The sequence below is a fragment of the Pantoea sp. PvP021 genome (assembly GCF_054056055.1).
The window spans coordinates 885124-899390 of record NZ_JBSRXX010000001.1; the positions used below are offsets into that span (position 1 = coordinate 885124).

Genomic DNA, 14267 nt, shown 5'->3' on the forward strand with positions numbered 1-14267 from the left:
TCTGCGGCTGGTCTGCGGCTGATCGGTGAATCAGTAACCCATGCCTTTTTTGGTATCCAGCTCCTTCTGCGCGTCGGCAGGCAGGAACAGCTTAGATTCGGTCTTGATCACTTTTGGCGGCAGCGTGCCATCTTTCTTGAATTTTTCCAGCGCATCAAACGCCGGGCCAGCCATGTTTGGCGTCAGCTCCACGTTGGCGTTAGCCTCACCCGCCAGCATCGCTTTATAGATATCCGGTACACCATCAATCGAGCCGGTCAGAATATCTTTGCCCGGTTTCAGGCCAGCTTCTTTAATCGCCTGAATGGCACCGATCGCCATATCATCGTTATGCGCGTAAACCATGCAGATGTTTTTGCCGTTGTTCTCCGCCTTGATAAAGCTCTCCATCACCTCTTTACCCTTACTGCGGGTAAAGTCACCCGACTGCGAGCGGATCACTTTAATGTTTGGATGGTTGCTGATCGCTTCAGCAAAGCCTTTCTTACGATCGATTGCTACGCTGGCACCCACCGTGCCCTGCAGCTCCACCACGTTACACTGCTTGTCGCCCACGGTTTTCACCAGCCAGTCGCCAATCAGCTTGCCTTCCAGCACGTTGTCAGCCGTCACCACCGCCTGATAGAGCGATTTGTCTTTTACCACAATGGCGCGGTCCAGCAGGTAAACCGGGATTTTGGCATCTTTGGCTTCTTCCAGTACCGGCTCCCAGCCGGTCTGCACCACCGGTGCGATGAAGATGGCATCAACGCCCTGAGCGATGAACGAACGTACCGCCTTGATCTGATTCTCTTGTTTCTGCTGTCCGTCGGCGATTTTCAGGGTGATTCCGCGTTTTTTGGCTTCGCTTTTCGCTACGTTGGTTTCCGCCGAACGCCAGCCAGATTCCGAACCTACCTGCGAGAAGCCGACCGTCATATCTGCAGCGAGTACCGGGCCGGTTAACGCGGCGCTGACCAGCGTGGTCAGAAGTAAACGTTTCCACATAGTTTTTAATCCTCTGAAAGGCGTTTGCTGTTTAGGGTAGAGAGCCTGCTTAGACTGGACTAAAAAAGCGTGCATAATGGCGACACACTTCACAAAACAGAGCAATTTAAAGGGGTTACGTGTAGTCACACGGTTTGACTGACGAGGGAGTTATGGATAAAACGGCTGAGTAGAAAAAATCTGCTCGTTAAATAATTGTAATAAACAGAATCGCTTATGCTTACTGCCACTGGAAACGATTACAGCCAGGCGTACAAAACGGGTTATCCGGCCTGCGATGAACAAAAAATGGGATTTGTGATAGTCCGCACAGTAGATCGCTGGCCTGAGTCAGGGGCGAAACGTTTCTCTGGCACTAAGTGCAGAATGGTTAATTTTTTTGGGCTAAAAGGGTGAGAAAGAAGCCACTAATGCATTGTCAGCGCTGAATAAGAAAAAAAATAATATTTAACCTCTGCTTTTAAACGCTTTATGCCGGCTCTGTCCGTAATTAGTTAGTGAGGTGTTTAAGTTAGAGACGCTGAGTTGCTGGCTCAGACAATAGTAAAAAAGCCAGATATGGAGTTTTAGTGACTAATAAGGTGCTTTTATCTGATTTTCGCCTTTTTTAAGCCGCATGATCTGGACAGCATAAGCTTGCCCCCTATACTGAGCACTCCTTTGTTACTTCTATCTGTTATGGCAATGATGACTGCGCACGATTACCTGCTTAAATTCCGCAAAGTAAATAATTCAGACAGTCTGGAAAAGCTTTTCGATCATCTTAATTACTCCCTGACGAATGATCTGGAAATCATCAATATGTACCGGGCTGCCGATCACCGACGTGCTGAACTGGTCTCTGGCGGACGGTTATATGATCTCGGCTGTGTCCCTAAAACGGTGTGGCGCTACGTGGTCTGATTTCCGGCTGATTTATCGCGGTTTATCCCGCTGATCTTGTCCGGATGGGCGTGCCCCTCTGGACATGTTATTCTGCTGCGCTTCGACTCCCCGAGACAGGAATAACCACGATGAATGAACAGGTTGCTGCGCCGCGTATTGGTGGCTGGCTTTTGCTGCCGCTGGCCTGGCTGATAATGACCCTGTTAACCACCGTTCTGGTGCTGGCAATGTATCTGACACCACTGTTTAATCCGGAATGGCGTGTGGCGCTGTTTTCTCACGGCAGCACACTCTTCTCTTACTGGGCTATTTCCCTGCTCACCGCCGTGGCGGTCTGGGCTTATAGTCTCTGGATCAGCTGGCTGTTCTTTAAGCGCTCCCGCCGCCTGCCGCGTCACTACCTGCTCTGGCTGCTGATTACCGTGCTGCTGGCGCTGAAAACCTTTGCCTTTACGCCGGTTACCGATAGCCGTGCCCTCCAGACATTACTGCTGTCGCTGCTGGCCGCTGCGGTGTTTGCGCCCTACTTCAAACGCTCAAAACGGGTAAAAACGACCTTTATCGCGCCATAACGCTGTGAGTTATGTCAGGAATTTAATTCTGAGTGCGGTCTGCCGCTCAGCGGATGGCGCAGGTGTTGAGATACGCCGCGCTATCAATGATAATAAGCCGCTTTCTGGCTCCCAGGCGAAAAAATGACCGATTATCTGCTTCTCTTTGTTGGCACCGTGCTGGTGAATAACTTCGTATTAGTGAAGTTTCTCGGCCTGTGTCCTTTTATGGGCGTTTCCAAAAAACTGGAAACGGCGATTGGCATGGGCCTCGCCACGACATTCGTCATTACCCTGGCCTCGATCTGCGCATGGCTGGTCAACCATCTGATCCTGCTGCCGCTGGATCTGGTCTATCTGCGTACCATGGCCTATATCCTGGTGATCGCCGTCGTGGTGCAGTTCACCGAAATGGTGGTGCGTAAAACCAGCCCGTCGCTCTATCGTCTGCTGGGTATCTTTCTGCCGCTGATCACCACCAACTGTGCGGTGCTGGGCGTACCTCTGCTGAGCGTCAACCTTAACCACACCTTTATGCAGGCCGCGCTGTATGGTTTCAGTGCCTCTATCGGCTTCTCGCTGGTGATGGTGCTGTTCGCCGGTATGCGCGAGCGGCTGGTGCTGGCTAATGTTCCTGCCCCGTTTAAAGGCAACTCCATCGCCCTGATTACCGCGGGCCTGATGGCGCTGGCGTTTATGGGCTTCAGCGGTCTGGTGAAATTCTGATGACCGCGATCTGGATTGCTGTTGCCGTATTAAGTGCGCTGAGCCTGGTGTTCGGCGCGCTGCTGGGTTACGCCTCGCGCCGCTTTGAGGTCGAAGAAGATCCTATCGTTGAGCAGATTGATGCCATCCTGCCGCAGAGCCAGTGCGGTCAGTGTGGCTATCCGGGTTGTCGTCCCTATGCGGATGCGGTCGGTAACAATGGTGAAGCGATCAATAAATGCGCGCCAGGTGGTGAGCAGACCATGCTCAAGCTGGCAGCCCTGCTTAACGTTGAACCGCAGCCGATTGATGGCGATGAAACGGCGAAAGAGCCGGTGCGAACCGTGGCGTTTATTGATGAAGCCAACTGCATTGGCTGCACCAAATGTATTCAGGCCTGTCCGGTGGATGCGATTGTCGGGGCAACCCGCGCCATGCACACCGTGCTGAGCGATGTCTGCACCGGCTGCGATCTCTGTGTCGCGCCCTGCCCGACTGACTGTATTGAAATGCGTCCGGTTGCCACCACGCCAGCTAACTGGAAGTGGGATTTAAATACCATTCCTGTACGGGTGATCCCGGTAGAAACTCATGCTTAATCTGTTTAACTTCCTGAAAAAAGAGAAGGTCTGGGATTTTCAGGGTGGTATTCATCCGCCGGAAATGAAAACCCAGTCCAACGGCACGCCGCTCTCCGAACTGCCGTTGCCGCACCGTTTTATTATCCCACTGAAACAGCATATCGGACATGAAGGTGAGATCTGCGTTGCGCCTGGCGACAAAGTGCTGCGCGGTCAGCCTCTGACATTTGGCACTGGCCGCATGCTGCCAGTCCATGCGCCCACCTCCGGCGTGATTGAAGATATCGGTCAGCATATGACCGCGCACCCTTCCGGTCTCTCTGAGCTTTGCATTTTCCTGACGCCAGATGGCGACGACCGCTGGATGCCGCTGGATCCGCTGCCTGACTACCGTCAGCATCCGCGCGCCGACATTGTTAAGCGTATTCACGACGCCGGCATCGCCGGTCTCGGCGGCGCGGGTTTCCCTACCGCCACCAAACTGAAGGGCGGCCTGCGCGGTGTTAAAACCCTGATTATTAACGCGGCGGAGTGTGAACCTTATATCACCGCTGACGATCGTCTGATGCAGGACTACGCTGCCGAAGTCCTGGAAGGCAGCCGTATTCTCGCCTGGGTGTTACAGGCTGAACAGGTGCTGATTGGCATTGAAGATAACAAGCCTGAAGCCATTGCCGCACTGAAGCAGGCGCTGGGTAGCGAGCGCGATCTGCACATCCGGGTCATCCCGACCAAATATCCCTCCGGCGGTGCCAAGCAGTTGACCCGCATCCTGACCGGGAAGGAAGTGCCGCACGGCGGGCGTTCCTCCGATATCGGCGTGCTGATGCAGAACGTCGGCACCGCCTGGGCGGTTAAGCGGGCCATTATCAATGGTGAACCGATCACCGAACGCGTTGTGACGCTGACCGGCGAGGCGATTGCCCAGCCGCGTAACGTCTGGAGTCGTCTCGGCACCCCGATCAGCCATCTGTTACACCAGGTCGGGTTCACGCCTGCGCCGCGTCAGATGGTGATCATGGGCGGTCCGCTGATGGGCTTTACTCTGCCATCGCTGGATGTGCCAGTGGTGAAGATCACCAACTGTATTCTGGCTCCATCTGCCAGTGAAATGGGCAACAACGACGAAGAGCAGTCCTGCATTCGCTGTTCAGCCTGTGCCGATGCCTGTCCGGCCAAACTGCTGCCGCAGCAGCTTTACTGGTACAGCCAGGGCGGCGATCACGATAAAGCGCGCGCTCACCATATTGATGACTGCATCGAATGTGGTGCCTGCGCCTATGTCTGCCCGAGCAATATTCCGCTGGTGCAATATTACCGTCAGGAAAAAGCGGAACTGCGCGCCATCGATCTGGAAGCGAAACGCACGCTGGAAGCCAAAGCACGCTTCGAAGCACGCCAGGCGCGACTGGAGCGTGAAAAGCAGGCTCGTGAAGCGCGTCATGAAGAGGCGAAGCAACGCGTTGCCCGCACCGATACCAGCGAACTGGCTGCGGCCAAAGCGCGGGTGAAAGCCCGCCAGACGGCCGAACCGGATGAGGCAACGCTTGAAGCCCAGCGTGAAGCCCGCCATGCGCAGGCGCGTCTGCGTCAGGCCGAGGCGCAGGCTGAAACACAGCCGGTGACGCGTCAGACCGTCGATCCGCGTAAAGCGGCGGTTGAAGCGGCTATTGCCCGGGCGAAAGCGAAGAAAACAGTGCCGGTTGATGCGGCGGATAACCAGGCTGAGGCCAGTGTCGATCCGCGTAAAGCGGCAGTCGAAGCCGCCATCGCCCGTGCCAAAGCGAAGAAAGCCGCTCAGGCTGAAGGCACCGAGGCACCGCAGGCCGCAACCGACAGCGCTGCAGAAGCCGTGCCAGCCGCCGCCGCTGAGACCGATCCGCGTAAAGCCGCGGTTCAGGCAGCCATTGCCCGCGCCAAAGCGAAGAAAGCCGTGCAGGCGGAAAACGCCGAGGCACCGCAGGCCGCAACCGACAGCGCTGCAGAAGCCGTGCCAGACGCCGCCGCTGAAAGCGATCCGCGTAAAGCCGCGGTTCAGGCCGCCATCGCCCGCGCCAAAGCGAAGAAAGCCGCACAGGCTGAAAACGCCGAGGCACAGGCCGCAGGCGACAGCGCTGCAGAGGCTGCGCCGGACGCCGCCGCTGAAATCGATCCGCGTAAAGCCGCAGTTCAGGCCGCCATCGCCCGCGCCAAAGCGAAGAAAGCCGCTCAGGCTGAAAACGCCGAGGCACAGGCCGCAGGCGACAGCGCTGCAGAGGCTGCGCCAGCCGCCGCTGAAACCGATCCGCGTAAAGCCGCGGTTCAGGCTGCCATCGCCCGTGCCAAAGCGAAGAAAGCCGCACAGGCTGAAAATGCCGAGGCACCACAGGCCGCAACCGACAGCACTGCAGACGCCGCACATGACGCCGCCGCTGAGACCGATCCGCGTAAAGCCGCGATTCAGGCCGCCATCGCCCGCGCCAAAGCGAAGAAAGCCGCTCAGGCGGAAAGTGAGGCGGATGCCGCTTCACGTGATGCCGCAGCACTGGCCACCGCCGCGCATTTTGCGGTGGATAAAGCGGAGCAGGCCCAGGAGCAGGCAAACAACGCCAATGCAGAACCTGAACAGGCACCTGAACTGAATCAACCCGATGATGCGCGCAAGGCCGCTATTGCTGCCGCCATCGCCCGTGCCAAAGCGCGTAAAGCGCAGTCGTCTACGACGCTTGAGGATTAAATGGCTTTTCGTATCGCAAGTTCTCCTTACACCCATAATCGCCGCAGCACCGGCAATATCATGCTGCTGGTGGTGCTGGCCGCGGTGCCAGGTTTTGCTGCACAGTGTTATTTCTTTGGCTACGGCACCTTTTTACAGGTCTTACTGGCGACGCTGACCGCCTGGCTGACAGAGGCAGCGATTCTGCGACTGCGCAAAGCGCCCGTTGCCAGCACCCTCGCGGATAACTCGGCGCTGCTGACCGCCGTCCTGATCGGTATCAGCCTGCCGCCGCTGGCGCCGTGGTGGCTGGTGGTGATCGGTACCCTGTTTGCTGTCGTCATTGCGAAGCAGCTCTATGGCGGACTGGGCCAGAATCCGTTTAACCCGGCGATGGTCGGCTATGTGGTCCTGCTCATCTCCTTCCCGGTGCAGATGACCAGCTGGTTGCCGCCCGATACGCTTCAGGCGATCAAACCCGGGCTGATGGACAGCCTGAGCATGGTGTTCCAGGGCCACACGCTGGCGGGTGAAACCATGCAGCAGTTACAGATGGGTGTTGATGGCATCAGCCAGGCGACGCCGCTTGATACGTTTAAAACTGGTTTACGCGCGGGGCACAGTGCTGAACATCTGCTGGCGCAGCCGATTTACAGCGGCGTGCTGGCGGGCCTCGGCTGGCAGTGGGTTAACGTGGGTTATCTGGCCGGCGGCCTGTTCCTGCTTTGGAAAAATGCTATCCGCTGGCATGTCCCTGCCGCCATGCTACTGTCACTGGCCTTCTGCGCGACGCTGGGCTGGTTCTTCTCACCAGAATCGCTGAACAGCCCGCTGATTCATCTTTTCTCCGGTGCCACCATGCTGGGTGCGTTCTTCATTGCCACCGATCCGGTGACCGCTTCAACCACCAACCGTGGCCGCCTGGTGTATGGCGCGCTGATTGGACTGCTGGTCTGGCTGATCCGCAGTTTTGGCGGTTATCCCGATGGCGTAGCGTTTGCTGTGCTGCTGGCGAACATCTGTGTGCCGCTCATCGATTACTACACCCAGCCGCGCGTTTACGGCCATCAGAAGGATTAAGCGATGCTGGAGACGATTCGCAAAAACGGGGTTACGCTGGCGATTTTTGCCGCGATCACTACCGCCGCCACGGCAGTGGTAAATACGGTAACCAAGCCGACGGTGGAACATCAGACACTGTTGCAGCAGAAAAACCTGCTGGACCAGGTGGTGCCTGTTGAGCTTTATGACAACAACATCCAGCAGGACTGTTACGTTGTCACGGATGCAGCGCTGGGCAACAGTGCGCCGCACCATCTCTTCCTGGCGCGTAAAGGTGGCCAGCCGGTCGCGGCTGCGCTGGAGACGACTGCACCTGACGGCTATTCTGGTGCGATACAGATGCTGGTCGGTGCCGATTTCCAGGGTAAAGTATTGGGCGTGCGGGTGATTGAACACCACGAAACGCCCGGTCTGGGGGATAAGATCGAACTGCGTATCTCTGACTGGATCAACAGCTTTAATGGCAAAGTGGTTCATGGTCCGGCGGATAAAGCTTTTGCGGTTAAAAAAGATGGCGGTGAATTCGATCAGTTCACCGGTGCCACCATTACCCCACGCGCGGTGGTCAATGCAACCAAACGCACCGCGCTGTTAATGAAAACGCTTCCGGAGAGACTCTCTTCGTTACCGGTATGTGGAGACGCAAATGAGTGAAGCTAAAAGCCTGCTGGTCGGTGGATTATGGAAGAACAACTCAGCGCTGGTGCAGCTGCTGGGCCTCTGTCCGCTGCTGGCGGTCACGGCAACCGCCACCAACGCGCTGGGTTTAGGTCTGGCGACCACGCTGGTGCTGACCCTGACCAACAGTTTTATTTCCGCCTCGCGCCGCTGGGTGCCATCGGAAATTCGTATCCCGATTTATGTGATGATCATCGCCTCGGTAGTGAGCTGTGTACAGATGCTGATCAACGCCTATGCCTATGGTCTTTATCAGTCGCTGGGCATTTTTATCCCGCTGATCGTGACCAACTGTATCGTGGTCGGTCGTGCTGAAGCCGTCGCCTCTAAAAGCAGCATCCCGCTTGCCGCGCTGGATGGCTTCGCCATCGGCATGGGCGCGACCTGCGCCATGGTGGTGCTGGGATCGCTGCGCGAAATTATCGGCAGCGGCACGCTGTTTAACGGTGCCGACCAGCTGCTCGGTCCCTGGGCGAAGTCGCTGCGTATCGAAGTGGTCCATTTCGACTCGCCAATGTTGCTGGCGATGCTGCCGCCAGGCGCCTTTATCGGCCTGGGCATGATGCTGGCCGGAAAATATCTGATCGATCAGAAGATGAAACAGCGGGCAGCACTGCGTGCTCAGGCGGCTGAAACCGCGCCGCCTCAGGACGCTGCCGGGAAACCGGTGTGAATCAGACCAAACGCACCGAAATTCTCCGTCGGCTGCAGCAGAATAATCCGCATCCGACCACCGAACTCAACTTCAGCACGCCGTTTGAGTTGCTGATCGCGGTGCTGCTCTCGGCGCAGGCGACCGATGTCAGCGTGAACAAAGCCACCGCAAAGCTCTATCCGGTGGCCAATACGCCTGCCGCGATGCTGGCGCTGGGTGTGGATGGCGTGAAGGAATACATTAAAACCATCGGCCTGTTTAACAGCAAAGCGGAAAATGTGATTAAAACCTGCCGCATTCTGCTTGAGCAGCACAACGGCGAAGTGCCGGAAGATCGTGCGGCACTGGAAGCCCTGCCCGGTGTCGGCCGTAAAACCGCCAATGTGGTGCTCAACACCGCCTTTGGCTGGCCGACGATAGCCGTCGATACCCATATTTTTCGCGTCAGCAACCGGACGAAATTTGCGCCGGGTAAGAATGTGGAAGAGGTGGAGCAGAAGCTGCTGAAGGTGGTTCCGGCGGCGTATAAGGTTGATTGCCATCACTGGCTGATTCTGCACGGTCGCTACACCTGCGTAGCGCGTAAACCCCGCTGTGGCTCCTGCCTGATTGAAGATCTCTGCGAGTATCCCGACAAAGTCGAGTGATTGCACTGATGAAAGACCCGCTGCGGCGGGTTTTTTATTATCCGGCGATCACTTCTGCTAACGCGTCTCCTGCCCGATCCCCCTTTTCGCTGCTCTCCCTGTTCGTACGAATAACAGTACAGTTTGTCGGGTTGTTACATTGATGTTGATGATGGAAAATCGCCGCCCCTGACGATAAGAAAATGTTATGACACAGTGAGTAAAGTAATGAACAAAAGCGCTTCTGCCGGAAGCCATCCTCTGCGCCTGTTTCTGGCGCGCCTCTGGCCACATCCGCTGGCAGTGAGTAAAAAGCATGTGGTGATCGCCGGACTGGGTGCCGGTATCGGCTTGATCCTGACCAGCCTGCTGAGCCACTGGGTGCTGGGCGAACTGAACCTGTGGTTTGTCGCGCCGGTCGGTGCCTCGGCGGTTTTACTCTTTGGTCTGCCCGCCAGTCCGCTGGCTCAGCCGTGGGCAATCGTCGGCGGCAACAGCCTGTCAGCGCTGGCGGGCGTTACCGTCAGCCAGCTGATCCCTGATCCTGCCCTTGCCTGCGGCGTCGCAGCCTGTGTGGCGATCCTGTTAATGTTCCAGCTGCGCTGTCTGCATCCGCCCGGCGGTGCCGTTGCGCTGACCGCTATTCTGGGCGGCCCTTCGGTGCAGCAGCTTGGATATCACTTTGTCCTGACGCCGATCCTGCTCAATTCACTGACCCTGGCCCTGCTGGCTCTGCTGTTTAATAATCTGGCCGGTCGTCGCTATCCGCATCCGCTGGCCCCGGAAGAAGTTAAACCCGATCCGGTAGCCATGCCGGTGCCGCTGACGCGTGCGGATCTGCATCAGGCTTTACAGGACGGTGAACTGCTGGATATTGACGAGGATGATTTGCAGGCGCTGCTGCTGCGTGCTGAAGAGATTGCCCAGCGCCGTCAGTTCAGTGGCTGAAACCTGTCTGCCCGCACTGTTACATCTTTCACTGTCGGCGCGACTTCTGGCATTCAGGTCTCCCCTGAACCCTGGTCCTGAGAAGTTGATCGCTGCCACAGTTTTACTCTGCCGCTTCGCCCACGCCACTCCGTAACATACTGATAACACAACCGTCCAGGCCGTACGCCCATCGGCTCCTGGGCGGATGCCCATAGAGCTGGCCTTTTCAGCGCCCTACACTTTGCTCTTCTTTACGTTTCTCACGAGGAAGACCGATGGATAGCGCCTTGTCCCCGCAGCACGATGAGCTGATCGCCTCCGCCATCAAAAAGTTCTTCACCCATATCATCCCGATGCTGGTGGTGATGCTGATTATTAACCAGATCGACCGCGCCAATATTGGCTTTATCAAAGCGGAGTTGCGAACCGATGCCGGGATCAGCGCGGCGGCCTTTGGGCTGGGCGCGGGCCTCTTTTTTATCGGCTATGCGCTGTTTGAGGTGCCGAGCAACCTGATGATGAAGCGCTTCGGCGCCCGCGTCTGGCTGACGCGCATCATGATAACCTGGGGGCTGGTGGTGGTCCTGACCGGTTTCGTCACCTCACCGATCCAGTTTTACCTGCTGCGTTTTTTACTTGGCGTAGCGGAAGCAGGCTTCTTTCCTGGCGTGCTGTTCTATTTCCGTCAGTGGGTGCCCAATGCCTGGCGCGGCCGCGCCACCGCGATGGTGCTGAGTGCCACCGCTGGTGCCTTTCTCTTCTCCGGCCCCATCACCGGCGCGATTCTGATGATGCACAATTTCCTGGGGATCGCTGGCTGGAAGTGGGTGATGTTTCTCGAAGGCGGTGCGTCGGTGCTGGTCGGCATTCTGGCTGCCTGGGTGCTGGTATCACGACCTGGCGAGGCGCGCTGGCTGAGTGCCGCGGAGAAACAGGCGCTGGTACAGCAGTTGCAGAATGAAGAGACGCAGCGTGACGAGCTTAACCGCGAGCCAGGCAAAATGTCGCTGCTACGTAATCGCAGCCTGCTGTTCTTCTGCGCGATCTTTTTTACTATGACCATGACCGGCTATACGCTGGTGTTCTGGCTGCCGCAGATTATTCAGCGCATTCAGGGCTTCAGCAGTTTTGGCATCGGCATTCTCACCGCCGTGCCCTGGCTGTGCGCCATTATTGCCATTAACCTGCTGAGCCGCTTTTCAGACCGCCACCGCGACAAACTCGATAAAGCGCTGGGTGTCGCCATGCTGGTAGCGGCCTGCGGCACCTTTATGGCCACGCTGGGTTCCCCGTGGTTTGGCTTCCTGGCGATGATCGTGGCCTGTATCGGCTCGAAAGTCAGTGCGACCTTTTTCTGGCCGATGCCACAGGGAGAGCTGCCCGCCTCGATTGTCGCGCCCGGCATTGCGCTGGTGAATTCCGTTGGCAACCTTGGCGGCTTCTTCGCACCGACGGTGTTTGGCTATCTGGAGATGAAGACCGGCTCCACTACCGGCGGTCTCTATGCCCTGACCAGCGTCTCGTTGCTGACCGGACTGTGGCTGCTGCTGCGCCGCAAGCCATCCCCGCCTTCCCTCGATCCTATGGAGAATCAACATGTCAGACAGTCCAGTCATTAAAACAATGCGGGTAGTGCCGGTCGCCGGATATGACAGCATGCTGCTGAACATTGGCGGCGCACACAACTGCTACTTTACCCGTATCCTGGTGATCCTGACTGACTCGGCTGGCCGTACCGGCGTCGGCGAAAGTCCCTGTCACGCTTCAACGCTGGCGTTGCTTGAGCGTTTTCGTCCGCAGATTGAGGGCAGCGAACTCCTGCGGCTGAATGCCACCATCGCCACGCTGTTTGCCAGCGACGCGCGACACCAGCAGACCGCGCATACCGACGACATTCATATTCCGCAGATGAACCCGGAGAAGTTTTACAACGCCACCGCGGCGATTGAAGCGGCGCTGCTTGATCTGCTGGGACAGCACCTGAATCTGCCGGTTGCCGAGTTACTTGCCAGCGGCAAGCAGCGCGATCGGGTGCCGGTCCTCGGCTATCTGTTCTATATCGCCGACCGTAATCTGACCAGCATGAACTATCAGGCGGGCCACGCGGGTGGTGATGCCTGGCTGCAACTGCGTCATGAGAAAGCGATGGACGCGGAAGGCGTGGTGCGGCTGGCGGAGGCGGCAGCGGATCGCTATGGCTTCCGCGATTTCAAACTCAAGGGCGGTGTGCATCACGGCGAAGTGGAAGTGGAGACGGTCAACGCCCTGCTGGCGCGCTTCCCGCAGGCCCGGGTAACGGTTGATCCCAACGCCAGCTGGTCGCTGGATGAGGCCATTTATTATGGCAAACAGCTGGCGGGCCGCATCCCCTATCTGGAAGATCCCTGCGGCGCGGAGCATGGCTATTCCGGTCGGGAAACGCTGGCAGAATTCAGGCGGGCCACCGGCATTCCGGTTGCCACGAATATGATCGCCAATGACTGGCGACAGTTGCAGCATGCGCTGCAGCTCAATGCCATCGACATTCCCCTGGCCGACCCACACTTCTGGACGATGCGTAACGCACACACCGTGGCGCAGCTCTGCCATGAGTGGGGCCTGACCACCGGCTGCCACTCAAACAACCACTTTGACGTGTCGCTGGCGATGGTGGCGCATCTGGGGGCCGCCGCACCCGGTGATCGCCTGACCGCCTTTGATACCCATTGGATCTGGCAGGATGGGCAGCAGCTGACGCAGCATGCGCCGCAGATTCGGGATGGCTATCTGGAACTGCCAGAGGGGCCAGGGCTGGGGATTACCCTGAATATGGAACGGGTTGAAGCGGCACATGCACTCTACAACTCGCTACCGGATAAAAACCGAAACGATGCGCTGGGCATGCAGTTTCTGATCGATAACTGGTCCTTTAACGCAAAACGCCCGGCCATGCTGCGCTGACGAGCATCACCCTGTGACAGTGTCACAGGGTGATCGCGTTTAGCGTTGCGCCAGCGCCGCCTGCATCCAGGCAATCACCAGCGGAGAATCTTTGTCCTGCAGGGCGGCGCGTTCCGACTGAAACAGCGTCGCGACATAGAATGGGTGATCCGGTAGCTCGACGCCACGCACATCGCCCGCGTTGTCCCAGGCAGTAATGCGCAGCGTATTATCGCCCAGCGCTGCACTGAATTCCGGGTTAACACCAAAGTTACAGTGATAACCTTCATCACTCTCCAGCGCGCCATAGGCTCTGGCAATGCGTGACCCGGGTCCGAACCTCACCGCGCCGCGCTGTTCCACCAGCGAGCAGCTCAGCGGGGCAATCACCATCCTTCCCTCGGTGTCTGTCTCGGCATGACTGGCATCCTGCCAGCCCAGTACGTTGCGCGCATATTCGATCAGCGCATACTGGAATCCACCGCAGGAGCCAAGAAAAGGCTTTCCGGTTTCACGCACCCAGCGGAGTGTGTCAAACACGCCGGCATCATTTCGATAGGGGCTACCGGGCACCACCCAGACGGCGTCGCTGAGTTGCAGTTCTGACTCATCCAGTCGGTCAGTGGCGATCCACTCCGCTTCAGCGGTGATATTCAGCCAGCGGGCAGCACGTTCAATAGCAAGGGGGATAGCCTGATGGGCAACCGCATCGGCGCGGTAGTCACCAACCAGAGATAAACGCAGAGGGGACGACATAAACAGATCCTTCTCGGGGAAATGGAGAGGTTACAGTAATGTTAATTTTCTGTCGAGGGCGAGCTGAAAGCGGATTATCGCGATACGTTTTTTAACACGCACGGGCGGCTTTTCACCGGCAGGCTGAGCTGATTTTTATCTTGCCTGCGCCTGCGAGCCCCCTCAGCTCCCGCGTCAGACGAGACGACGCAACCGGTTTCTTTTTTTCCTTTCTGAAATAAATCATCTGTTTGTGCA

At 57.5% G+C, this 14267-nt stretch carries 14 protein-coding genes; 12 read left to right on the forward strand and 2 right to left on the reverse strand.

All coding sequences use genetic code 11. From position 1 onward, the window contains the following. Positions 1-30 precede the first annotated feature (30 nt). The gene (ytfQ, locus tag ACVKSX_RS04020) at positions 31-987 is read right to left on the reverse strand and encodes a galactofuranose ABC transporter, galactofuranose-binding protein YtfQ (protein WP_010245380.1); all 957 of its coding nucleotides are present in this window, start codon (positions 985-987) and stop codon (positions 31-33) included. Between the two features lie 687 nt (positions 988-1674). Here ytfQ and ydgT point away from each other — a divergent pair. The 12 genes from ydgT (at position 1675) to ACVKSX_RS04080 (ending at position 13295) form a co-directional block, all read left to right on the forward strand. After that, positions 1675-1890, forward strand: coding sequence for a transcription modulator YdgT (ydgT, locus tag ACVKSX_RS04025; protein ID WP_003853427.1), 216 nt, complete (start codon positions 1675-1677; stop codon positions 1888-1890). 110 nt (positions 1891-2000) lie between these two features. Beyond that, entirely contained in the window at positions 2001-2444 is a 444-nt protein-coding gene (locus ACVKSX_RS04030; RefSeq protein WP_010245382.1) for a DUF2569 domain-containing protein, read from the forward strand. Positions 2445-2567: 123 nt separating this feature from the next. Then, on the forward strand, positions 2568-3149 hold the full coding sequence (rsxA, locus tag ACVKSX_RS04035; RefSeq protein ID WP_003853423.1) for an electron transport complex subunit RsxA: 582 nt from the start codon (positions 2568-2570) through the stop codon (positions 3147-3149). Beyond that, complete coding sequence (gene rsxB, locus ACVKSX_RS04040; RefSeq protein WP_010245386.1) at positions 3149-3727, forward strand: electron transport complex subunit RsxB; 579 nt, start codon at positions 3149-3151, stop codon at positions 3725-3727. The genes rsxA and rsxB overlap by 1 nt, the downstream gene beginning before the upstream one ends. Continuing rightward, the gene (gene rsxC / locus ACVKSX_RS04045) at positions 3720-6425 is read left to right on the forward strand and encodes an electron transport complex subunit RsxC (RefSeq protein WP_354438404.1); all 2706 of its coding nucleotides are present in this window, start codon (positions 3720-3722) and stop codon (positions 6423-6425) included. Before rsxB ends, rsxC begins: the two co-directional genes overlap by 8 nt. After that, entirely contained in the window at positions 6426-7484 is a 1059-nt protein-coding gene (rsxD, locus tag ACVKSX_RS04050) for an electron transport complex subunit RsxD (RefSeq protein ID WP_010670076.1), read from the forward strand. Positions 7485-7487: 3 nt separating this feature from the next. Next, on the forward strand, positions 7488-8120 hold the full coding sequence (gene rsxG, locus ACVKSX_RS04055) for an electron transport complex subunit RsxG (protein WP_010245397.1): 633 nt from the start codon (positions 7488-7490) through the stop codon (positions 8118-8120). Then, positions 8113-8817: an electron transport complex subunit E gene (locus ACVKSX_RS04060; protein WP_354438406.1), complete on the forward strand. Its 705-nt coding sequence runs from the start codon at positions 8113-8115 to the stop codon at positions 8815-8817. Before rsxG ends, ACVKSX_RS04060 begins: the two co-directional genes overlap by 8 nt. Then, a complete protein-coding gene (nth, locus tag ACVKSX_RS04065) occupies positions 8814-9446 on the forward strand; it encodes an endonuclease III (RefSeq protein WP_010245402.1) in 633 nt (210 codons plus the stop codon). The genes ACVKSX_RS04060 and nth overlap by 4 nt, the downstream gene beginning before the upstream one ends. Before the next feature lie 207 nt (positions 9447-9653). Further along, entirely contained in the window at positions 9654-10373 is a 720-nt protein-coding gene (locus tag ACVKSX_RS04070) for an HPP family protein (RefSeq protein ID WP_010670074.1), read from the forward strand. A gap of 257 nt (positions 10374-10630) precedes the next feature. Beyond that, positions 10631-11974, forward strand: coding sequence for an MFS transporter (locus ACVKSX_RS04075; protein WP_010670073.1), 1344 nt, complete (start codon positions 10631-10633; stop codon positions 11972-11974). Further along, the gene (locus ACVKSX_RS04080) at positions 11952-13295 is read left to right on the forward strand and encodes an enolase C-terminal domain-like protein (protein ID WP_022625715.1); all 1344 of its coding nucleotides are present in this window, start codon (positions 11952-11954) and stop codon (positions 13293-13295) included. Before ACVKSX_RS04075 ends, ACVKSX_RS04080 begins: the two co-directional genes overlap by 23 nt. A gap of 39 nt (positions 13296-13334) precedes the next feature. Here the strand turns inward: ACVKSX_RS04080 and ACVKSX_RS04085 are convergent, their stop codons facing one another. Then, positions 13335-14030 carry a CTP synthase C-terminal region-related (seleno)protein gene (locus ACVKSX_RS04085; protein WP_010670071.1) on the reverse strand — a complete coding sequence of 232 codons (696 nt, stop codon included), beginning with the start codon at positions 14028-14030 and terminating at the stop codon, positions 13335-13337. Between the last annotated feature and the right edge of the window lie 237 nt (positions 14031-14267).

Bases quoted from the DNA above. Each gene is read 5' to 3' on its own strand.
- rsxD (WP_010670076.1), top strand. From the start codon at position 6,426: ATGGCTTTTCGTATCGCAAGTTCTCCTTACACCCATAATCGCCGCAGC.
- ACVKSX_RS04070 (WP_010670074.1), top strand. From the start codon at position 9,654: ATGAACAAAAGCGCTTCTGCCGGAAGCCATCCTCTGCGCCTGTTTCTG.
- rsxB (WP_010245386.1), top strand. From the start codon at position 3,149: ATGACCGCGATCTGGATTGCTGTTGCCGTATTAAGTGCGCTGAGCCTG.
- ytfQ (WP_010245380.1), bottom strand. From the start codon at position 987: ATGTGGAAACGTTTACTTCTGACCACGCTGGTCAGCGCCGCGTTAACC.
- ACVKSX_RS04030 (WP_010245382.1), top strand. From the start codon at position 2,001: ATGAATGAACAGGTTGCTGCGCCGCGTATTGGTGGCTGGCTTTTGCTG.
- rsxA (WP_003853423.1), top strand. From the start codon at position 2,568: ATGACCGATTATCTGCTTCTCTTTGTTGGCACCGTGCTGGTGAATAAC.
- rsxG (WP_010245397.1), top strand. From the start codon at position 7,488: ATGCTGGAGACGATTCGCAAAAACGGGGTTACGCTGGCGATTTTTGCC.
- ACVKSX_RS04080 (WP_022625715.1), top strand. From the start codon at position 11,952: ATGTCAGACAGTCCAGTCATTAAAACAATGCGGGTAGTGCCGGTCGCC.
- ACVKSX_RS04085 (WP_010670071.1), bottom strand. From the start codon at position 14,030: ATGTCGTCCCCTCTGCGTTTATCTCTGGTTGGTGACTACCGCGCCGAT.
- ACVKSX_RS04075 (WP_010670073.1), top strand. From the start codon at position 10,631: ATGGATAGCGCCTTGTCCCCGCAGCACGATGAGCTGATCGCCTCCGCC.
- ydgT (WP_003853427.1), top strand. From the start codon at position 1,675: ATGACTGCGCACGATTACCTGCTTAAATTCCGCAAAGTAAATAATTCA.
- rsxC (WP_354438404.1), top strand. From the start codon at position 3,720: ATGCTTAATCTGTTTAACTTCCTGAAAAAAGAGAAGGTCTGGGATTTT.
- ACVKSX_RS04060 (WP_354438406.1), top strand. From the start codon at position 8,113: ATGAGTGAAGCTAAAAGCCTGCTGGTCGGTGGATTATGGAAGAACAAC.